The 21,992-nt window shown below is 37.4% G+C and carries 19 protein-coding genes; 12 read left to right on the top strand and 7 right to left on the bottom strand.

Annotation, left to right across the window (positions count from 1 at the left end; all coding sequences use genetic code 11):
• Positions 1 to 81: 81 nt before the first annotated feature.
• Entirely contained in the window at positions 82 to 1,176 is a 1,095-nt protein-coding gene (gene astA / locus KTH84_RS09240; RefSeq protein WP_262472932.1) for an arginine N-succinyltransferase, read from the bottom strand.
• A complete protein-coding gene (locus tag KTH84_RS09235) occupies positions 1,173 to 2,408 on the bottom strand; it encodes an aspartate aminotransferase family protein (protein WP_262472931.1) in 1,236 nt (411 codons plus the stop codon). The genes astA and KTH84_RS09235 overlap by 4 nt, the downstream gene beginning before the upstream one ends.
• 135 nt (positions 2,409 to 2,543) lie before the next feature.
• Between KTH84_RS09235 and KTH84_RS09230 the strand changes: the two genes are divergently transcribed.
• The 7 genes from KTH84_RS09230 to KTH84_RS09200 all read left to right on the top strand — a co-directional run bounded on the left by KTH84_RS09230 (position 2,544) and on the right by KTH84_RS09200 (position 10,067).
• Positions 2,544 to 2,966, top strand: a complete 423-nt coding sequence (locus KTH84_RS09230; RefSeq protein WP_002120489.1) for an Lrp/AsnC family transcriptional regulator — start codon at positions 2,544 to 2,546, stop codon at positions 2,964 to 2,966.
• Between the two features lie 329 nt (positions 2,967 to 3,295).
• Positions 3,296 to 4,726: a gamma-aminobutyraldehyde dehydrogenase gene (locus tag KTH84_RS09225; RefSeq protein WP_262472930.1), complete on the top strand. Its 1,431-nt coding sequence runs from the start codon at positions 3,296 to 3,298 to the stop codon at positions 4,724 to 4,726.
• A 28-nt stretch (positions 4,727 to 4,754) separates the two neighbouring features.
• Positions 4,755 to 5,525: a nuclear transport factor 2 family protein gene (locus KTH84_RS09220; RefSeq protein ID WP_202742819.1), complete on the top strand. Its 771-nt coding sequence runs from the start codon at positions 4,755 to 4,757 to the stop codon at positions 5,523 to 5,525.
• 55 nt (positions 5,526 to 5,580) lie between these two features.
• The gene (locus KTH84_RS09215) at positions 5,581 to 6,300 is read left to right on the top strand and encodes a FadR/GntR family transcriptional regulator (RefSeq protein ID WP_262472929.1); all 720 of its coding nucleotides are present in this window, start codon (positions 5,581 to 5,583) and stop codon (positions 6,298 to 6,300) included.
• A gap of 65 nt (positions 6,301 to 6,365) precedes the next feature.
• On the top strand, positions 6,366 to 7,073 hold the full coding sequence (locus KTH84_RS09210; protein ID WP_202742817.1) for a cache domain-containing protein: 708 nt from the start codon (positions 6,366 to 6,368) through the stop codon (positions 7,071 to 7,073).
• 198 nt (positions 7,074 to 7,271) lie between these two features.
• On the top strand, positions 7,272 to 8,603 hold the full coding sequence (locus tag KTH84_RS09205) for an APC family permease (protein WP_262472928.1): 1,332 nt from the start codon (positions 7,272 to 7,274) through the stop codon (positions 8,601 to 8,603).
• An 18-nt stretch (positions 8,604 to 8,621) separates the two neighbouring features.
• Positions 8,622 to 10,067 carry an NAD(P)/FAD-dependent oxidoreductase gene (locus KTH84_RS09200; protein ID WP_262472927.1) on the top strand — a complete coding sequence of 482 codons (1,446 nt, stop codon included), beginning with the start codon at positions 8,622 to 8,624 and terminating at the stop codon, positions 10,065 to 10,067.
• A gap of 99 nt (positions 10,068 to 10,166) precedes the next feature.
• Here KTH84_RS09200 and KTH84_RS09195 read toward each other — a convergent pair whose 3' ends face one another.
• On the bottom strand, positions 10,167 to 10,679 hold the full coding sequence (locus KTH84_RS09195) for a hypothetical protein (RefSeq protein WP_262472926.1): 513 nt from the start codon (positions 10,677 to 10,679) through the stop codon (positions 10,167 to 10,169).
• Between the two features lie 340 nt (positions 10,680 to 11,019).
• Between KTH84_RS09195 and KTH84_RS09190 the strand changes: the two genes are divergently transcribed.
• The gene (locus KTH84_RS09190) at positions 11,020 to 12,378 is read left to right on the top strand and encodes an amino acid permease (protein ID WP_262472925.1); all 1,359 of its coding nucleotides are present in this window, start codon (positions 11,020 to 11,022) and stop codon (positions 12,376 to 12,378) included.
• Between the two features lie 375 nt (positions 12,379 to 12,753).
• Positions 12,754 to 13,113 carry a hypothetical protein gene (locus KTH84_RS09185; protein ID WP_016138847.1) on the top strand — a complete coding sequence of 120 codons (360 nt, stop codon included), beginning with the start codon at positions 12,754 to 12,756 and terminating at the stop codon, positions 13,111 to 13,113.
• 215 nt (positions 13,114 to 13,328) lie between these two features.
• Here the strand turns inward: KTH84_RS09185 and KTH84_RS09180 are convergent, their stop codons facing one another.
• The 4 genes from KTH84_RS09180 to KTH84_RS09165 form a co-directional block, all read right to left on the bottom strand.
• Positions 13,329 to 13,682 carry a hypothetical protein gene (locus tag KTH84_RS09180; protein ID WP_262472924.1) on the bottom strand — a complete coding sequence of 118 codons (354 nt, stop codon included), beginning with the start codon at positions 13,680 to 13,682 and terminating at the stop codon, positions 13,329 to 13,331.
• The gene (locus KTH84_RS09175) at positions 13,682 to 14,929 is read right to left on the bottom strand and encodes a hypothetical protein (protein WP_262472923.1); all 1,248 of its coding nucleotides are present in this window, start codon (positions 14,927 to 14,929) and stop codon (positions 13,682 to 13,684) included. The genes KTH84_RS09180 and KTH84_RS09175 overlap by 1 nt, the downstream gene beginning before the upstream one ends.
• Before the next feature lie 2 nt (positions 14,930 to 14,931).
• The gene (locus tag KTH84_RS09170) at positions 14,932 to 17,697 is read right to left on the bottom strand and encodes a type VI secretion system Vgr family protein (protein WP_262472922.1); all 2,766 of its coding nucleotides are present in this window, start codon (positions 17,695 to 17,697) and stop codon (positions 14,932 to 14,934) included.
• A 119-nt stretch (positions 17,698 to 17,816) separates the two neighbouring features.
• Complete coding sequence (locus KTH84_RS09165; RefSeq protein WP_262472921.1) at positions 17,817 to 18,371, bottom strand: TetR/AcrR family transcriptional regulator; 555 nt, start codon at positions 18,369 to 18,371, stop codon at positions 17,817 to 17,819.
• Positions 18,372 to 19,114: 743 nt separating this feature from the next.
• On the opposite strand from KTH84_RS09165, the gene KTH84_RS09160 reads away from it, so the two are divergent.
• The 3 genes from KTH84_RS09160 (at position 19,115) to KTH84_RS09150 (ending at position 21,953) form a co-directional block, all read left to right on the top strand.
• Positions 19,115 to 19,564, top strand: a complete 450-nt coding sequence (locus tag KTH84_RS09160) for a hypothetical protein (protein ID WP_262472920.1) — start codon at positions 19,115 to 19,117, stop codon at positions 19,562 to 19,564.
• Between the two features lie 185 nt (positions 19,565 to 19,749).
• A complete protein-coding gene (locus KTH84_RS09155; RefSeq protein WP_262472919.1) occupies positions 19,750 to 20,838 on the top strand; it encodes a YjgN family protein in 1,089 nt (362 codons plus the stop codon).
• 20 nt (positions 20,839 to 20,858) lie between these two features.
• A complete protein-coding gene (locus KTH84_RS09150; RefSeq protein ID WP_262472918.1) occupies positions 20,859 to 21,953 on the top strand; it encodes a M48 family metallopeptidase in 1,095 nt (364 codons plus the stop codon).
• Positions 21,954 to 21,992: the final 39 nt, after the last annotated feature.

The following is a 21,992-nucleotide window of genomic DNA, read 5'->3' as shown; positions in this document are numbered from 1 at the left end:
GTGTTTATCCATGTACCAATCTTGCGTTAGCGATAATATAGTATTCCTTCTTAAATTTGGTGAAATGTATAGTATTTCTGCTTAATTAACAGCCATTCGCAAATGATCAGTCTCTTTGAGTTTGTTTACCGCTTTTGAATTGGAAACGTGTTTAGCTTGAACACTTAGCACACGAACTAAACAACCATTTTCGGCATTCAATTGTTCTGCCTGTTCTTTAGTTAATTGCAGCTTTTCTCGATAAGGTTTGCTGTACACAAGAATGGCGCGATAATTTTCATAGTCATCATTGGCTACAATGTAAAGTTCATCCGCTACCGCAATATTTTCAGGTTGTTCAATTTGGACCACTACAGATTGACTTTCTTTAATCGCCCGTAAATTTTCAATATCGGCTTGCAATGTCGCCCCACCATCAAAAATATCGACATATCCTTTATAGCGCAGCCCTTCTTCGAGTAAGAGATTGTAGGCGGGTCGAGTGTTTGGGTGAACAATGCCAATCGCGGCTTTAGCATCGTCAGGCAACATATCAACATAGAGTGGATGTCTTGGCATCAGCTCAGCAATAAAAGCCTTCTGCCCCACTCCACTTAAATAATCGGCCTTGGTAAATTCAATATCAAAAAACTTATGACCTACTGCATTCCAAAATGGTGATTGCCCATTTGCATCGGAATAACCACGCATTTCTGCCACAATGGTTTCTTCAAAATATTGGCGAAATGCCGACAGAAACAAGAAGCGAACTTTAGATAAAAATTTGCCATTTTTATTTAAGCGATAGTCCGGATCTAAAAATAAAGTACAAAGCTCACTACAGTTGGTGTGGTCATTACTCAAATATAGTGTTGGTAAAGCTTTATAAACACTTAGAGGTTCTGACGCATGAACTTGGGTCCCTACATGAAAATTGTACCAAGGCTCTTTTAAACCAAGTGCGACTTCAATACCACAGACCCCTACTACTTTGTTGAGTTCAGTATCTTCTAGAACAAATAAATAAACCTGATCTGCCTTTGGCAACTCACCTGCAACTGTCTTGCAAGCTCGGTCGATGCGCGCTGCCAATTTTTCTATATTGGGCTGTAAAGACGTCAAGCCAAAACCTGCTTTTTGAGCCAAGAGGTAAAGGTCATTAACATCTTTAGGTTCGATGTAGCGAATAATCATCATGCCGCTTGTTCATCCTTTTGAAATGCTACGAAGCGAGCAAGCGCACGTTCAAAGCGTTTTAAGCCTTCATCAATATCAGCAAATGGAATAATCAGAGATGGTGTGAAACGTACAACATTTGGACCAGCAATAAGGCTAAGTAATCCTTCTTCACCCGCAAGGTTGTTAATATCTTTTGCTTTTCCAGCGAACTCTGATTTTAAGACGCAGCCAATGAGTAAACCTTGACCACGAATTGTTTCAAAGATTTCATGTTTTTCGTTTAATTTATTTAAAGCTTTTTTATAGTAATCATGGCGCGCTTTAACCCCGTTAAGCACTTCAGGCGTATTAATAAATTCAAATACTGCACCTGCAACTGCACTTGCTAATGGGTTACCACCGTAAGTCGTACCGTGTGTACCCACTGAAAAATGCGGAGCAAATTTATCTGTTGTTAACATTGCACCGACAGGGAAACCACCACCTAGTGCTTTTGCAGTTGTTAACACATCTGGAATAACCCCAGTGTTCATATAGGCATAAAGTGCACCTGTACGGCCGACACCAGTTTGTACTTCATCAAAAATAAGTAAGGCACCAAACTGATCACACAGCTCGCGTAAACCTTTTAAAAATTCAATGTCAGCCGGAATAACGCCGCCTTCACCTTGTATTGGCTCAACAATAACTGCACATGTTTGCTCATTAATTACCGCTTTTGCTGCGTCTAAATCATTAAAGGCAACATGGTTAATTCCGTTTGGAAGCGGAGCAAAGTCTTGTGAATATTTAGGCTGACCACCTGCTGAAACGGTAAATAAGGTACGACCGTGGAAAGCATTTTTAAATGCCACGATGCCACTTTTACCAGCAACACCGCTGTCTAGACCCACTTTACGTGCAAGTTTTAGTGCAGCTTCATTGGCTTCTGCACCTGAGTTACAGAAGAATACCTTGTCTGCAAATGTATTTTCAGTGAGTTGTTTTGCAAGGCGTAGAACAGGTTCATTGGTATAACCATTGCCCACATGCCAAAGTTTTGTTGCTTGTTCTGTTAAAGCATTTACTGCCACTGGATGCGCATGACCTAATGCGTTTACTGCAATCCCGCCTGCAAAATCAATATATTCTTTATTTTCTTGATCCCAGATACGTGAACCTTCGCCACGTACCGGAATGAAATTTGCCGGTGCAAAAACTGGAACCATCCAGTCGTTAAAGTCATTACGAGAAACTGCAAAATTATTCATCTTATCTAGTCCATTAAATTGAATTATTAGGCTTAACTGATTCCCCTATTATTCAAAATCAAATTGATTCACAAAATTTGTAATTCAGTAAAAAATGAATTATTTTTTACCAATCTGATAATTGACAATTACAATATGGATAACATTGATCAAATTATTTTAGGTTTGCTTAAAGATAACGCACGGATGTCTGTTACCGAGTTAGCCGAAAAAGTTCACGTTTCAAGAGCAACGGTAAAAAAGAGAATCGAGTATTTGGAGTCTTCGGGCATCATTACCGGATACACTGTACGGTTTAAACCCAATGCAGAACGAAATGTCATCCGCGCATGGATGAGCATTATGGTCGAAGGGACTAAAGCGCAGTCTGTGATTAAAGAACTACGCCTAGAAAGTGCGGTCGAATGTTTGCATAAAACCAATGGCAAATGGGACATTTTGGTCGAGCTACGTTCTGACACCTTAGAAAACTTCGACAAAGTTTTAGAAAGAATCAGGAACATTTCAGGTATTTATAACAGTGAAACCAGTATTCTGCTGGCGAGCCATAAGACTTGATATTTCAGTTTAATTTCAAAGAATAAGAACAAAAAATTGATGAGCTAAGCATAAGGTTTGGCTCATCAAGCTGCTCTCTTCTAGTAAAATTCTTCTATTGTCATTCGTCAAATCAACAAAACTATTACGATGATGAACCTCTCCTAAAAATCTTCAATAAATTTTTTAATTTTTTTAAATAATCAAATCAAAAACTTAAAATCTAATTTGATCTAAATTCCAACTTTTTTCACTCATTCCCCTCATCAAAGCATTTGACAGAAAATTTAAAACATAATACATATAGTCTTATATGTTATATGTTAAAACCTAAGGACAAGGTATAAAAAATGGCTAAAACTCAACTAAAACACTTTATTAACGGCGAATATGTTGCTAGCAAAGGAAATGATTATTTTGACTTGGTAAGCCCAGTGACTGGCGAAGTTTACGGTCAATCGCCTAATGCAACCGAGGCCGAAGTTGATGCAGCTTACGCTGCTGCAAAAGAAGCCTTTAAAATTTGGGGACGCAGTACACCTTCGACTCGTCAAAAAGCATTATTGAATTTGGCAGATGCTATCGAAGCAAATGCAGAGCGTTTAATTGAAGCTCAAAGCCGTAATACGGGTCAGTTAAAACACTTAATTGCATCTGAAGAAGTGGGCGCATCGGCAGATCAGGTTCGTTTCTTTGCTGGTGCTGCCCGCTTACTCAATGGCACAGCTTCAGGTGAATATTTAGAAGGTTTAACCTCTTCTATTCGCCGCGAACCAGTCGGTGTAGTGGGTCAAGTAACACCTTGGAACTATCCACTCATGATGGCTGTTTGGAAAATTGCGCCTGCTTTAGCAGCTGGTAACACTGTGGTACTTAAACCAAGTGACACAACACCAGAAAGTACACTTTTACTGGCAGAAATTGCCGCACCATTTTTTCCTAAAGGTGCATTTAACGTGGTGTTAGGCCAAGCTCAAGTGGGTTCAAAAGTTGTATCGCATAAAACACCTGCGCTCGTTTCTATTACAGGTTCGGTTCGTGCAGGCTTACAAGTTGCAGCTTCTGCGGCAGCAAATTTAGCCAAAGCCCACCTTGAGCTTGGCGGTAAAGCACCTGTTGTTGTTTTTGAAGATGCCGACATTGATAAAGCTGTTGAAATGATTGCTTTAACGGGTTACTTCAATGCAGGACAAGACTGTACTGCTGCAACACGCGTGATTGTTGCTGAAGCAGTTCACGATGAATTTTTAGGTAAATTAATTGAAGCGGCAAAAAGTACACGCTTTGGTGAACCAGATGATCAAGATGCACTTTATGGTCCACTCAACAACGCTAATCAATTAAAGAATGTTAAAGCCTTTATTGACAACTTACCTGCTCACGCCAAAGTCGAAACGGGTGGCAAACAAGCCGATCGTCCAGGATTCTATTTTGAACCGACTGTGATTAGTGGTTTAAAACAACATGACGAAGCAATTCAAAATGAAATTTTTGGGCCAGTGATTACTGTTCAAAAATTTACAGATGAAAATGATGCCATTGAAAAAGCCAACGATATTGAATATGGCTTGGCTTCAAGTGTCTGGACCAAAGATCATGCACGTGCAACTCGCCTGTCTCGTGAACTCGATTTCGGTACGGTTTGGATTAACACCCATATTCCACTCACCGCAGAAATGCCACATGGCGGCTTCAAAAAATCAGGTTATGGTAAAGATTTATCAGGTTACGGTTTTGAAGAATATACTCGCGTTAAACATGTAATGAGTTCAAATGAATAATAAAAATCAGATTTGAAAGGAGTTCAAAATGAATAAACAAGAAATGAAAGACTTTGTGAGTAAGGCGCACCACGAGTTATTTAATTTACATGACACCAATGCTCTAGACCGTTATTTTTCTGAAGACTTTATTGAGCACTCTCCACTGGTTGCCAACGGTATTTCAGGATTGCGTCAACTGGTAGAAGACTGCCCCAACATGCAACATGAAGCTGTACGCGTATTGGCAGATGGCGACTTGGTTGCAATTCATGGGCGCTTTCAGGGATTAGATGAAAACCCGTTAGTTGGCTTTGATATTTACCGCGTTAAAGATGGAAAAATTGTAGAGCATTGGGATGGACTGGTAGCAGAAGCAGCTCCGAATGTGAGTGGCAGAACACAATTAGATGGTCCAACCGAAATCGTAACTCACCATGACCCAGAGGAAAATCGTGAGATTGTGACCTCTTTCTTTAAGAAGTCATTAATTGATGGCAATTACGAAGCATTTAAAGAATACACCCATGGTGATCAGTTCATTCAGCATAGTCCAGATATTGGGGATGGCGTTAAGGCAGTGATTGATTTTTTGAACAATATCCGTAATGAAGGACAAGGTTTGGTATACTCCAAAACTCATCGCTCCATTGCTGATGGTCAATTTGTATTGACACATTCCGAAGGAAATATTGCTGGAAATCGACATGCCTATTTTGAATTGTGGCGTGTAGATAATGGCAAAATTGTTGAACTTTGGGATGCAATACCAGCTGTGCCTGAAGATGAACAGGCAGTCCATCAATATGGCGTGTTTTAATCATTTATCCGTTTCATTAAGCTAAGTCACTGACTTAGCTTTTAGAGAATTCGCCATGTCAGCATATACGATAATTTTTGCACCTATCGCTCAGGCAACTCGCTCGGAACAAGTTGTTGAACGCTTGGAAAATGCAATTATCTCTGGATTGCTCAAAAGCAATGAACAACTTCCTAACGAGGCGGATTTAGCTCGCTTAATGGGAGTGTCACCGATTACCGTTCGTGAAGCGTTAAATACTTTACGGGTAAAAGGTCTGATTGATACACGACGCGGTCGAAACGGTGGAAGTTTTGTTTGTGAGTTGCCTTCTGATTTACTCTTAAACAAACATCCTTTGCGTCAAGCTTCAAATGAATATCTTGCTGATCTAGGCGAGTTTCATAGTGCAATTTTAAGCCATGGTGCCTATTTGGCAGCACAAAGAACCACTGAATATGAACTGAACAAAATAAAAGAGTTGATTGAGCAATTTGAACAAGCCGTTGAAGCAGACACACGTGCCCAACTTGATTTACGTTGCTTGCTTACTCTCACCTCTTTTGCCCAATCAGCTCGACTGGCAAATCAAGAGTTAACCATACAAGCCGAATGGGCTCCGCTCATCGCAGTGCTTTACCAAGATGACCATTTTCATCAATCAGTCGTCGCTCAATACCACCAACTTTTATCATCTTTTGTTCAAGGCAATGAAGATGATGCTGTTATTCAAGCACGAAAAATTATTTCGATGCTAACAGACCAAATGCTTCGATATAAGTTATCTATCGAATAAAAACAATAAAGTAGAGCACTTATCAAATATCGAGTGAGAAATACGGAATTTTAGGAGTTATAGGAATGACCCAACATTTAGATATCGAAGAGCTTCAAAATTTGTTAAAGACGGTGGTTGAGGAAACGACAGCCATTACAGAAAAGCTTGCAACTAAAGCGAGCAAAATTCTCTCAAAACATGAACCTGAAAAAACAAAAGACGTTAAGCTTTCAGGTTCAGAACGTTCAGCTTTGCAAAAAGAAATTAAAAAAGCGTTACAAGAAAGCCATTACAGTCAAGGTATCGGCTTTGCAAGTTATAGCCCAGCAACGCAAGAAGAACAAGATTATTGGACACTCGAATGGTGGTATAAAAAAGAAGATCAGCTCCAGCAAGCCAAACTTGAAAACTATCAAAATGCTCAGCGATTTTTAGATTTTCGCTCTTTTGAGTGGTTCCATAAACCTGCTCAAAATAAAAGTCCGTGCATCCATGGACCTTATGTCGATTATATTTGTAATGGTGCATACACCATCACCCTTGCCCACCCAGTCATGATTCGTGATCAATTTATTGGTGTGATTGCCACCGATATTTTAGTTTCCTCACTCGAAAAACTTCTCATGCCGAAGCTTAAGAATATTAAACAAAAAGCAATCGTGATCAACGATTCTTCTCGAGTCATTACTTCAAATGACGTTACGATCAGGACAGGCACATTATTTAGAGGACAAAGCCCCGAGCAGGTTCTCTCACGACCGTGTCAATCTTTTCAATTGGTCGTTATCTAGAGCAAAGTCAAAAATACTAAATATTTGACCTTGCTTTAGGGGCATCACCAAAGCGAAACAGCACCTGAAGCCTCTGGCTTTTGTTCAAACTTTCTTCAAACGGACTTGCTCATTCAGGTCTAGGGGAAGTTTTGGCCTAAAAATAGCATCGCTTTTCCGGATGAAAAGCAAAACAACGAAATTTGAGGTTGAAATGACATGGAAAATAAAACGTCTTCCTTAAAAAAACTGTCTCTTTGGCAAGTCACGATTATTGGTATTGCCTACATGACGCCAATGACAGTATTTGATACTTTCGGCATTGTCTCTGGAATTACCAATGGTCACGTGCCACTGGCATATTTACTCGCACTTGGCGCCATGTTACTCACTGCTTGGAGCTATGCAAGATTCAGCAAAAATTCAGAAAAATCAGGCTCAGCATATAGTTATACTGCCGAAAGTTTAGGCCCTAAAAGTGGCTTTTTTGTCGGTTGGTGCTCCCTACTCGACTATCTGTTATTACCACTCATTAATGTTTTGCTTGCCGCAATCTACCTCACTGCCCTCATACCAAGTCTGCCTTACTGGTTTTGGGTGATTGTATCGGCGAGCTTAGTCACCTTAGTGAACTGTTTCCGCATTCGATTACTGGCCAATTTAAGCCTATTGTTTGTGTTTGCACCCATTATACTCATGGTTATCTTTGTCTATTTAGTGATTCATGGCATTGGTTCTGCGCAAGGCTATGATCATGTACTTACTTTAGCCCCACTTTGGCATGAGCATCAATCCATCTTACCGCTTGTTGCTGGCGCTTCTGTTTTGTGCTTTTCATTTTTAGGTTTCGACGCAGTCACAACGCTTTCAAATGAAACCAAACAACCCACCAAAAATATCCCACGAGCAGTCATGTTAACAACACTTGCTGGCGGGCTTATTTTCTTCACGGCCGCTTGGTTTATTCAGCTTTATTTTCCAAACAATCTTCGCTTTCAGCACCCTACTGAAGCGCTTCCTGAAATTGTGCTTTATGTCGGCGGGGCTTTTTTCCAGTCCATATTCTTATGCGGGCAAATTATGAACACCGTTGCCTCTGGCCTAGCCTCACATGCCAGCGCGTCACGTTTACTGTATATAATGGGCACTGACAATATTTTTCCTAAAAAGTATTTTGGGACAATTCATATCTCCTTAGGTACACCATTTTTCTCGGTTTTATTTGTTGGTCTTATTTCGATGTCCGCGGTTTTTCTAGATTTAGCACAAGTCGTAAGCCTCATCAGCTTTGGTGCTCTAGTCGCTTTTACAGCCGTAAACTTCTCGGTTTTTATGAAATTTTATATTAAAGATAAACAGCGCTCAGGGTTTAAAAATAAATTCTTAAACCTATTTTTGCCACTTATATCAGTCATCAGCATTATTTGCCTCTGGCTTAACCTTGACTCATCTTCACTGACTTTCGGATGTTTCTGGTTATCTTTAGGCATTCTTTTATTTATCTATAAAACGATTAAAAAACAAAGTATTGCTATTAGTAATGCTTATTAATTTTTAAGGAACTTCATCATGAATATTATTTCTAAACCCCAGTTTTTAAAAGACGTGGAATATAAACCAAGTCAATCTTTACAAGTGGGTAAAGAATGGAGCTGGTTAAATCCAAAACATGCAAAATTTGATGAAACAACAGTTGAAAGCGCATCGGTAGATAACCCAGCGAACTACTATGAAAGCTCACTTTCTGATTGGCATACATTTGACAGTTTAAAAGCTGATATTGAATGTGATGTGGTTGTTATTGGTGGCGGTTTATTAGGTTCATCGACAGCCTTACATTTAGCTGAACAAGGCGTAGATACCGTTTTATTAGAAAAAAATCGTATTGGTAGTGCAGCTTCTGGTAGAAATGGCGGACAACTTACCCCCGGTTTGGCACGCTGGGAAGCTCAAGAAATGGCCGATCGCTTAGGTTATGAAGATGCAAAAAAACTGTGGCATTTTACCTCTACAGAAGCCATGCAACTCATTGATGACATCTCGGAAAAATATCAGCTCAACTTTGATCGAAAACAAGGTCATATCACTGCCGCCGTTCATGAAGGACATTTAGTGGGTCTAACCCAAGGCGCTGATGCACGAAAATATTTAGGTGAAGACCATACTCGCATTGTGGGTAAACACGAACTCATGGACTATATTAAGTCTGATTATTATACGGGCGGTTTAATTGATGAGTTGGGTGGACAAATCCATCCTTTAGCTTTAAACCGTGGCTTAATTTATGGTTTTTGCCAAAACGGCGGTTCTGTTTATGAGCAAACAGAAGTTATTTCGATAGAAGAAAAACCAGATGGTATTTATGTTCAAACAGCCAATGCCGTCGTGAAAGCTAAAAAATCTGTAGTTTTAGCTGTTCACCATGCTTCGTTTAAACTTTTATCAGAACAAAACAATACGACTATTCCATTTTATACCTATGTAGCGACCACCGCTCCGTTAGAGCTTGATACAAAAGAGCTTCTGCCATTTGGGCATCCGGTTTATGACACTCAGTTCCAGATTGATTATTACCGTCCTGTGTTTAATAACCGTTTATTGTTCGGTGGACAAGGCACAGGAACATGCTGGGGTCCAGAGAAAACCTTAAATTATCTAGAGCATCGATTTCATACGGTGTTCCCTCAAATTAAAAATCTAGAGATGGATTTTGTCTGGAGTGGAACGACTGATTTAACCGTAAATGGTGCAGTCGATAGCCGTAAGTTCGGCAATAAATTCCCGATTTACGCGGTTCATGGCTGGAGCGGTCACGGCGTTGCTCAGACCGTGCGTATTGGTAAAGCCATCGCAAGTGATTTTGTTGGGCAATCTAACGACTTTGAAATGTTATCTAAAATTGACCATCAAAATATTATATTTGGCCGCACACTTGCACCCGTTGTCATTCCACTCGCAAAAAGCATGTATGGCATTGGTGCAATGCTGAATCCCGGCAAAATGGTTTCTTTCTAATCTTTAAAAAACCTATTTTTCTAAAAAAGGATTCGTACAGTTTTGTGCGGGTCCTTTTTTAGATATTAATTAGGCTTAGTTAAATAGGAATAGGTTTATTTAGGGTTCAACTTGTTTATCAACATGATTCATTAACACTTCTATAAGCTCATCTTGCTTACCGTCAGCTACTGGAATTAGATATACTTTTCTGTCACTAGTAATACCTATACAATTAAAATATTCCTTTTTAAAACCATTCCAGTGACCAATACGATATTGATCAACAATAATATTAAACTTATTAAATTTAACAGTTTTTATTCCACAAATTTCTAATATCAAATAATCTTTTTTGAAATAGAATCTAAAAATAGTATAACGATAATACTTAAAAAATTTTCCAAATAAATAAAATAGCCCCAATATAGCCATAGCAACAGGATATAAATAATCCAATGATATGCTAATACCAAATAAATCTATTGCCCATTTATCCGAATCAAAAGGAGCAGGCCCCAATATAAACATACCAAATAGAAGGAATATAATACCAAAAATCTCACCAACTATGAGTTTGGTACAATTAGAGTTTATAAGGTGTTCATATTTATATAGTTCTTTATAATGCATTTTCTACAACCTTTATTCCCTTATTCAACTTTACTCTTTTACGAATATAAATTTCTCTTGTTAATACTGTTAGAAATACACTATCTCACCAAACTTCATGGATAAAAGTATATTCAGTTTTAACAATCATTTTTACAGCGTCACTCTCTTAAAAGACTTACGTAGAACTTTGTCATTTCACTCATCAACTTCTATTTTATTTGTATATCTAATAATTGTCTTCAATCATTTCAAATATTCGTAGTTTTCTATACTTGCAATTCATCACCATTTTTCTGATTAGGCTAATGATGCGCAATCCATTACAATAGCATCAGCTTTTTTATTCAGCGCATATATTTTGAGCAACTCATCTTCCCAATTAAAACGTGGACTTAAAAATCGCCATATCCAGTTAATCGCTATGGGTGGTGCTGTCGGCACAGGACTATTTTTAGGTTCTGCACAAGTGATCCAGTCCGCTGGCCCTTCAATCATTTTAGGTTATGCCATTGTCGGTTTGGTCGCATTTTTAATTATGCGCCAAATGGGTGAAATGATCGTAGAAGAACCAGTGGTCGGTTCCTTTAGTTACTTTGCACAAAAATATTGGGGAAGATTCCCCGGTTTTTTATCAGGCTGGAACTATTGGGTTGTCTATATTCTGGTCGCAATGACCGAGCTGACAGCAGTTGCTAAATATGTGCATTACTGGTGGCCCCATATTCCCGCTTGGATATCAGCCTTATTTTTCTTTGTTCTAGTCACATGTTTAAACTTGGGCAATGTTAAATTTTATGGTGAATCTGAATTTTGGTTAGCCATTATTAAAGTTGCTGCGGTCATTTCAATGATTGTGTTTGGTCTATATTTATTGCTTACAGCGGGTAACGACTCATTAGCTAGCTTTTCAAACCTATGGCAGCATGGTGGATTTTTCCCGCATGGGTTTTCAGGCTTGTTTTATATGCTCGCCTTTTTAATGTTTGCCTTTGGCGGCATTGAACTGATTGGGATGACAGCTGCCGAAGCCGAAAATCCAGAAAAAAGTATTCCGCAAGCAATCAATCAAGTCATCTTTCGAATCTTGGTTTTTTATGTGGCTTCACTTGCAATCATCATGTCTCTTATTCCGTGGAATCAGCTTGACCTTGGTGGTCTAGATAAAAGTCCATTTGTCATGATTTTTAGCCAACTTGGAATTGGTTGGGCCGCGCATTTACTTAACTTTATTATTTTGACTGCGGCACTTTCTGTCTATAACAGCGGTATGTATGCCAACAGCCGTATGTTATATGGGCTTGCAGTACAGGGCCATGCCCCAAAAGTTTTTGCAAAAGTAAGCAAACAAGGTGTTCCCAAAGCTGCTGTTATCTTCTCTTCTATTCTGATTTTTGGTTGTGTATTACTTAACTATTTCGTACCAGAAGAAGCTTTAAGCTATCTCATGTACATGGCTGTGGCCGCTTTGGTTTTAAACTGGGCAATTATTAGCTTTACCCATTTGAAGTTTAAACGTGCGATGAAACTTGAAAATAAAGTTGTCAAATTCCCTGCGCTATTTTCGCCTTTGAGTAACTATATTGTTTTAATTTTCATTGGCATGATTTTATATATCATGTGGACTCAAGGATTTGATAAATCGGTGATTTTACTTCCGATCTGGATCACTTTCATGTTTGGGTTATATAAATTTTTAAGTTGGAAAAAAGCACTCTAATATTCAAAAAAGGCTTATTCAAACAGGATAAGCCTTTAATCATTTAACAGCTCGCACAATCTCTTTAACTTCAGCAAATCTACTCTACAAAACGTTCTTATTTTATTCATCATTATTGAATAGTTCTCTGCTAGACACATTGATATGTAACCCTTCATCATTCTAAAGATTGGTTTTTAATGAGATAATTATTAAAGTACAAGTGTTTACATGATCTATAAATATTTGCACTCATGTTCAGCTAAAATCAAAGCTGACAAGTTTATTGTTGCAATCACCGATCAGGCAAAGCGCTTAGTTATAAGTATTGATTTACCCACTCTTTGATTCAGCTCAATCAACTACGTCACTCAATGATGAAAGACAGGAAATTTTATGGAAAAAGCTCTGCAATGTCCTAAGTGTGGTTCTACAGAAGTTGAAGCACGTGACCATGACAAATTACTTAGAACAACTGGTGGTGTTTTACTAACAGCTGCTGGTACAACAGCAGGCACTGTGGGTGGTGCAGCAACTGGCGCTACTGTTGGAGCAGCTATTGGTACCGTTGCTGGTCCGTTAGGTGTGATTGTTGGCGGAACTGTAGGAACTTTTGTCGGTGCAATTAGTGCAGGCATTACTGGCGGTGTGGTGGGTAATATTTTTGGTAAAAAAGCGGGCGTGATGATCGATAAGAACATTTTTCAGGATTATCGCTGCCTAAAATGTAAATACCGTTTTAAACAAAAGAAGTAAGATTTATCTGAGTTAAGCTCAGATTTAATTTATTTTAAAGGTAAGGAAAGTACGCACTTAGGGTATTTTTCCTTACCCATTCGTCCTTATGTTTCCTATCACAAAGAAATAAAGAATAATCTAATAACATCTTTGATCGACACTATTTTTATATGTAGATAATCGATAATCTGGCTCAATAATAGACATATGGATTAATTTAATATTTAAAATTCCTACTGAACTGTAAAAGTATAGGTTTTATTGATCTCATTACTACCACCTGCATAAAAACCAGCCCAAATATGAATTGTAAATGTACCTTTATACTTAGGTGTCCCTTTGACCTCAATAATATTATAACCATCTAAATCATTAGCAGGTTTAACTGTTATTCCTAAATCTTCAGGAATATTTGTGTTCAATGGCTGATCTTTATCAACAACTTTACCACCTGAAATATGAATCACTTGATTATATTTCTGATTGACATGAGCAACTGGTAATTCGTCAGGTGTAATCGTATATTTTTTACCACAACCAGTAAGTATCAATAATACTGAGAAAATAGCGATAAGTTTAGTTTTCATTAGAATTTCTCCTTTTTAACAATTAAAGCAAAAAATACCTTCTTTTCGAAATTATATAGAGATATGCCTGTACCGAGTCTTTGGGTGTTTTCCCCCCATGTAAACATTTTCAGTCGAACTTCAGTTTTATAAGGATCTGAAGAACTTGTAATCGGCTGCCCTTTTGTATCTCTTAATTTATCAGTCCAAACAATCCAATGATCCGGAAAACTTTGGGTACCTGAACTACTACCACTACTAAGAAGGCTTGCTGATATTAGGGTAATTACATAATAGCCTTCACCAGCGTATCGGTTAATTTCACTTATTAAACTAGGATTGTAACCGTTCAGATAAAAGGGGTAAGTTTTTAATCCCTTAAAACCTGTTTTTTTAAACCAGCTACTCAATTCTGGCCAAGGCGTAATTCCTGCAACTTCTTGTTCAGGATCATTAAGTTTAAGAGCCAAATTCTCAGATTCACGCAAGCTTGCAAATGTGATCCAATCAATCGGAGGAATATTGGGTTCACCATTTGTTTTTTTATAAAAATTTCGAACTCTTCGACATCCACTTATTGAAGGCTTAATTTCAAGCTCTCCAATTTTAGTTTGACCTGTTTCCCATAGTTGTTTTACTGCTAATTTATATTTAGACGGACTTAAATTAATTAAGCAAAAAAAGTAAGCTGCTGGCCCACATAATGATGTTCTATCTTGATCTGGAAGAGGTTCATTCAATCTCGACTGTAAACCAGCTTCAATTTGAGCCTTAGAAAAAGGATCCTTTTCCTCTCCTGGTTTACATCCTGGGTCAATACACTGAAAAATTCGATTTCGATTTAAAGCAAGTTCAAAATTATTTTTAGAAACATCACCTTTAACAACTTTAGTGACAGCCGTTGACTCAACGTATTTTGTTACGGGAATATTTTTATTCTTTTCATGATTTTGGTAAGGATAAGATTCAATTTTATCTGGAATAATATAACGGCTAATTACTAAACTTTCTTGCCCTGAAGCACTTAGTCGATATAAATTAAGAATAATGACACAATCCCTCAGTCTTTCTAACCCTATTTTTGAACTATCGATTTCGACCGATTTAGTCTGATAAAGCTCATTACCTATTTTCTTAAAAGCAGCATCTTTAAAAAGAATAGTTGTCTCAGCTTGGTTGCGTACGGTGTTGTATATATAAATATTATATTTTAATAACTTAGTACTAACATTTGTTTTTAATACAACATATGGATAGAATTTTGTCATGGCTAATCTATATTAATTTCTTCATTGTTATACAAGTGGACAGATATTTCTTCTGGACGTACAGTTTTAATTAACTGAGTATATCCATTCTCATCAGTAATACCTTCCAGCTTTTTCCCATTTGCCATAAAAGCAATATATTTATGACGAGCAAACGGAATACCTTCTTTATCTTTCAAAAGATACCGCAAATTATGCTGATTTAACTCTCCCAACACAGGTAACTGTGGAGTATTTGCACTCACACTTGCTCCAGAAGTAAATAAATGCTGCCCAGCTTTCACCTCAAACTTCCCGCCTGTGACAGGGAAAATGCCCGAACTATTGATCTTAATTTGGGAACTACCAGATGTGATTACAATTTCTTTAGATGCAGTAATTTCAATTCGATCTTCTGTGGAAATAATTTGAACGCCTTTACGTGCAATTAAGTCTGCCCCGTCAGCTTGTGCTTGTATCTCAACTTTCCCTTTACCCGCATAGAGTCTAGCTCCCTGTTGGGCTGCAAAAAAACTGATCTTATTTTGTGCGTGTGCAATTATGTTCTTCTGAGTGCTTAAATTAATACTATCTCCAGCACTTTGGCTTAATTGGCCATCTGCACTTAGATGTATATCCTCGTTACTCGCTATAGCCACGCTATTTGGCGCACTTAACACCATAATAGCTTTTTTAAATACAGCTGCTTTGTCTTTATCTTGCTGTTCAATTTGCTCTAAAAAAGTTTTTAGGTTTTCAAGTACTTCCAATGGATCAGTTTGCTGATTTTTAGCAACCTCACTAAGTGCTTTGGCATTGTTGAGGCCACCTTCTATTTGTTGTTTAGCCTCATTTACATCTAAATGTACCCCTTGAGCTTGATCCTGTTTATGAGTAGTAATGAGTAAACCACTTCCAGCTCGAACAGCACCCCATTGATCCGTTCTGAGTTCAAAACCTTCACCACGACCATCACTCTCGGCCTTGTCTTTCGGATGACTCAAATTACCAAGATTTAACTGACTTACGGCATGGCTACTTTGTAACTGTGCACTAATTTGCCCAGTTGTATCATCAAGACGTAACTGGTTAAAGCCTTTTCCACCCACTTCTTCTGAACGAATACCACTAAGCTTTTTGGTATCGGGTAATTGCCCTTTCTGATCAAACTGGGTTGGATGACGTTCAGCCTCGTGAATACGGCCTACCACAAATGGGCGATCGACATTACCATCAAAGAAATTAATAGCAACGATTTCTCCTACACGTGGTAAAAATCTTGCACCATACCCCTTTCCAGCCCAAGGGGTTAAAACATCGACCCAAGCCGAATCAGTATCATTGTCATTACTTCCCGCTCCACCATCGTGGTTATGGTCATCACTTCTGGTAAACAAGAAACGAACTTTAATACGTCCCCATTGATCAACATAAATCTCTTCACCTGCTGGACCAACGACACGCGCACGTTGAGGAGAAGCTTTAGGCCGATTTTGTAATGGTTGATATTCAGGCACAATTTTAATATTGCGGCGTTGTAAAATTAGCTCATTACCCTGACGTTCTTCTGTATTACCCAACTGCCAATCGCTTTGTTGAACCAAAGCTTGAATTTGCTGATTTAAATCTTTGGGTAAATTGTTTTGATTGTAGTAACTCTTACCAATAATTAAGAACTCTTTGTCTGCTCCACTATGTAGATCAATTTCTGGATGCTCATTAAGTTCAAACCAATAGCCGACTTGTGTATCCCGTACAGTAGTTTGAGCAATAAACTGCTTAGATTGGGCATCATGGTAAGCACTTAAGTTTTGATTGAACTTTTCTAGCTGCTGACCACTTGCTGGTGTTGCACCATCTTCACCTTTCAAATCGTGCATCCATGCTGGGCTAAAATGCCAAGCATCTTCAAGACTTAAACTCTGATTGTCATAATTACTGCTATGTTGATGTTTACTTTGTACATTGCCAGCCCCATCTGTTTGTTGTAATACATCTGACTGCCAACGCTGCACATACACAGAAGTCGGCTGTAAACTACGACCAGCGATTAGGCTAGTCATGCTATCAAACTGTTCAGTTGCACTACTGCGATGGTAACGAACCGTTCTTCTTGTCAGCGCTTGAAATTGGTTATTATCATCAATAAGACGTAATTTTTGTGCCTGAATATGGTCTGTATTGCTCGGTACAGTCAGTTCAGATTCATCAATCAGCCAGTTAATGCCTTCACTACGCCATAAACGAGTTAAAAAATCATAATCACTTTCGTTTAACTGCATAACGAAAGGCCGAGTATCATATTGTTGTTTTAACCCATTCAAATCTAGTGTAAGGCTAGCAGCAAATAATGGACTTTTCCCTTGCCATTCTTGAAAAAGAATTTCACTAATTTCTTTCACACTCTTGTTCATAAACACACGGCTATTTCTGCGTTTATGCCAAAGATAAGTTGAATCACTTATTGTGAACTTATATAAAGTTAGAGCACCATCACTTTGCCCCTGCGATGCTCCAGTAATAATACCTGTGGTACGAAATAATTGTCCTTGATCTGTCACCTGATCAACAGCAACCTGTACACCTATAAATTTTTTAAGTGGAAGGTGAGCATTGATTGATAAACAAATCAAATCCGCAGTTATGCCCTGATTAAGATAATGTTGCCCATCTATACGTTGTAAAAAAACCTGACTATTCAGGGATGCATCTGAAAATTGAAGGTATACCGAACGATGTTTTGAGAGAAAACCAAAATTCTCTAAAATTTGAAAGATATTATTAAACATCACTTTTTTATATATCTGAGTTATAAACAACTATATTTTATAAAAAATAGACAGATTTGTCTATTTTAGTAAATGCCTAATCAAAATAATCTATAAGCTATGTTATTTAGTCATTTTCACTAAATAAACTGCATTAAAAAATAATCCAACAATCTTTCTCTTTCATCTGGCTTGTTTGGATCTAAAAGCTGAACCATTGCCCCATCAATCACAAACAAGAACATGTGAGCATCAGGTTTTGAAGCATTTGCATTGGTGGTTAAAAGCAAATTATAGATTTCATTAATGAACCAGTTTCGATAATCAACGACTACCTGATATGCCTTGGGATGTGTTTTTGAAATTTCAAAAATAGCTTTAAAAGGCAAATGATAAAGCCCGTCTAAATCTGCATGTAAAAAGTAAATTTTGCGAAGCTTTTCAAGCAGCGTTAAGTCTTTTTGAACATAAATGATTGAAAGCACTTCTTGTTTAAGACCATCTTTTTGGAAAGTCAGGCTCATTTCAATCAGCCTTTCTTTTGAGTGAAAGTAATTATAAAAAGTGGCTTTGGGAACTTTTGCTGACTCAATAATTCGGTCGACCCCGACATTGTGAAAGCCATAGTTGTTAAACAGATATCGGGAAGTGTGAAGCACACTTAAAGCACGAAATGGGAGATCTGAATGTGGCATAGTTTTACCGTTATAAAAAATTCTTGTTGTATATAAATGAGATAAAAATGCCTTCACTCTTTTTTAAGCAAATAAAAGGCATAGCAAAGCCCATAAAGACTGTGCTTGGCACATCTCAAGTTTTATTGTTGATTAAGTTTTTGGTTAAGACGAATTAAAGTTTGAAAAGCCTAGTGACTTTCAAACTACTCTAAAAGTTTAAGTTGTGTCGTTATAGCTTTTGGCAAAGGCTGCCAAAAAATGATGAATGTGCAAAGCCAACTCCTTTTTATTGGGAGTTCTGCCAAAACATTAAAATTATGGTGGCAGAACGAAAGGGGGTTCGCAGACTGGAAACAAAGGAACCAGCACACCCGAAGGTGTCCCCCTTCCGCCCTACCGTAGAGAAAAAGGGGGCGAACGAGTTCCCGACACACAAAACAAGAGTTTTGCATATCGACTTTGTTTTCCCGGTCTGCGACAACCGACTGGCAATGTGGCCAGCAGGCAAAGGATAGTGCTCTACCCTATTGCAGTCAAGCATACAAAACGACATTTGCTTTAAAATAGATCATTAAAAAGTAAGGGTAAATAATGAGTGAGTTATTGTTAAAGTGGGGTTTATAAAGTCACAGAAGTTAAGAACAGTTTAGTGAGTTATAGGTTTTTCGATTTGGGTTTATGCGAGTATTTCGTATAGGGGTACTATGTTAATTGAAGAAAATTTATAATATTAATAATAATCTCTAAGGTTAAAAAATTTAATGCTAACGAACACTCATCAAGACTATCTAAACAAGATAACTAAAATACTTGAAAATTTGGAAGAAAAAGGAGAAATAATGATTCTTTCATCATCTTCAGAAATAATATCGAAACTGATAATCCACTCAATTGCAGAAGAAACAATAGAAAAGAGATTAGAAAGTGATTTTATTATTGAATGTGACACTCCTTATTTACTAGAAACTATATCATCTCAGTTAAGCTCAATATTTAAAGAAGATAAAGAAAACTCAGATGCAATTGTGAATCAGTTTTATCATAATTTATTACGTAGATTGAATATGCAGCAAGTTGCAGAGCTTTTACATCATGAAGGAGCTTTTGAAATAGCCTTACGATCATACTATTCCATAAAATTGGGGAATGCAGATTATTTAGATTTGAACTATCTTGATTGGCGAAAACAATATTATTCTCAACTAAAATAATAAGAGGGTTTATATAAAATAAAAGGTGTTTTCTCCCGTTCCGCCACAGAAGGACACGAGTGGCATTGTTGTTGACTTTTCATTCTATTTCTTTCTATTTATAAAAAATATATAATATTCTCAATAGCTTTCTAATTATCTATTACTTTCAATCAAGATCATTTAGTTTCAATAAAGAGAATAAAATGCAAGAACAAGCTTTACCCTCATCTCCTCAAGATTTGAATGAGGATCAAAATATTACGTCCCCACCCATTTCACAATCAGGAATTTATCATTTTAAGTTTCATGGTAAAGCCTCAGAATATTTTGGAATCTGGATCGTTAATATTCTTTTGACTATTATTACTTTAAGCTTATACGCACCTTGGGCTAAAGTTCGTCGCTTACGCTATTTCTATGGCAATACAGAATTTTTTGAACGTCGCTTTGATTTTACAGGGATTCCAACCAAGATTTTGATTGGACGTTTAATTGCATTAGGAATTTACGTCATATTTGCAATTTCATCACAGTATTCAATGATTGGGACTGTGGTTGGACTAGTTGCGTTATATACAGCAGTACCTTGGTTAATTCGGGCTACTTTGCGTTTTACGGCAAGAAATAGTAAGTTCGGCAACACACGTTTTTATTTTGGTGGAACGATAAAAGAATCTTATAAAGTCTTTCTTTTGAGTATATTGGTATATATTTTCACATTAGGAATCTTTACACCCGTAGCTATTTGGCTATATAAAAAATATTATCTTAACAACTTATATGCTGGACAATTAAATTTTAAATTAAACGCAAATTGGTCTGCATACATGACTGCATTTTATATACCCGTTTTTATTGCGCTTGGTGTAATTGCTATCTTTTCAATCTTTTACTTTGGTATTATCGGAACAATTTCTGGATTCTCATCGAACTCTGTAGTCTTCGGAATGTTTATGGTATATGCATTTATTGGATTATTTATTTATCCATTAATTGCTGCACGTCTTTTTATTACGACATGGAACAATACTACTGTTGGAAACAGTCAATTTAAAACAGACTGTAATCAATGGCGTTTTGCATGGATTGTAGCTTCAAACTGGATTGTAAAAATCTTAACTATAGGCTTAATGTCTGCTTGGGCTGCAGTTCGTATTCACAAATATCAGATTGAATCGATGAGTTTAATTTTATTAGATGATCCAGATCAAATGATGAATCTCGCTCAGCAAGAACAAAGTGCTTTAGCTGAAGAAATCAGTGATATTTTTGATATTGACATCTCTTTATAATAATTTGAGTTTAATAATTTATGTCCCAAGCAGTAGATATCATTTTCTATGACGGCATAGTGTCTAAACCTCACCGTGCTCAGATTTCAGCTCAATCTAAATCTGAAGTTCTCATTCGGTATGGTGAGCAATTAGAACAACAGCGTCATTATCAATATACTGATATGAAATTGATTGGTGCGCTGGGACAGTTACACCCAGTGATTGAATTATCTGATGATGCACGGATTGAATTTCATAGTGCATTACCTGAATGGTTTAATTATGCAACTAAAAAGGTTCAACATTCGATCTGGAAATTTGAACGCTCTCCAGCTCTTATTCTTTTTAGTGTAATTTTTGTGATTACTTTCGCGATCAGTCTCGTGAAATGGGGTGTTCCAGCTACATCCCATTATCTTGCTTTTCAATTACCTGAGAATACTTTAAAGAAACTAGGTGATGAAGCCGAGAATTATGTATTAAATAATTGGACTGCACCCAGCCAATTAACACAAACTCAAAAAGACCAAATTACTAAACAATATTTGAATACTATTGCTGAAAACAGACCAGCCAAATTAGTCTTCCGTCAAGGTAATCAATTAGGAGCAAATGCTGTAGCATTACCTAATAATACGATCATCATCACAGATGAACTGATCAAAATGGCACATACTAATCAGGAAATCTTAGGCGTATTAGCCCATGAACAAGGCCATTTGATTTATCGCCATAGTTTACAACAAGGGTTAACTAGTTTAGGCCTAAGTGTATTATATATTGCAATGACCGGAGATAGTTCAGACTTATTTACCTCATTACCTGCTGCGATGATTGGTGCAAATTACTCACGTAAATTTGAGTCAGAAGCCGATCTATATGCTTTACAGCTGATGGATAGGAAGCACATAGAAGTCTCGCACTTCGCAAATTTCTTACAACGTTTAAGCGATACAACAGAAGAAGGTATCGATAAAAAAAATCAGTTCAACCCGCCAACTTCTCAAGAAGAATCTTCAGCTAATAAACTATCTACAGCTGTTCTTGATACTTTATCTTCTCATCCTGCAACTGAAGAGCGTATTCGAATGGTCCATGATTTTGAGAAAAAACAAAAGCTAAATATTAAATAGTAGAAAGTGAGGATTCAGTCCCAAGACACTATTAAATAT

The organism is Acinetobacter sp. WU_MDCI_Abxb74 (genome assembly GCF_025513915.1).
Classification (GTDB): Bacteria; Pseudomonadota; Gammaproteobacteria; order Pseudomonadales; family Moraxellaceae; genus Acinetobacter; species Acinetobacter calcoaceticus_C.
This window is presented reverse-complemented; position numbering and strand designations above follow the sequence as displayed.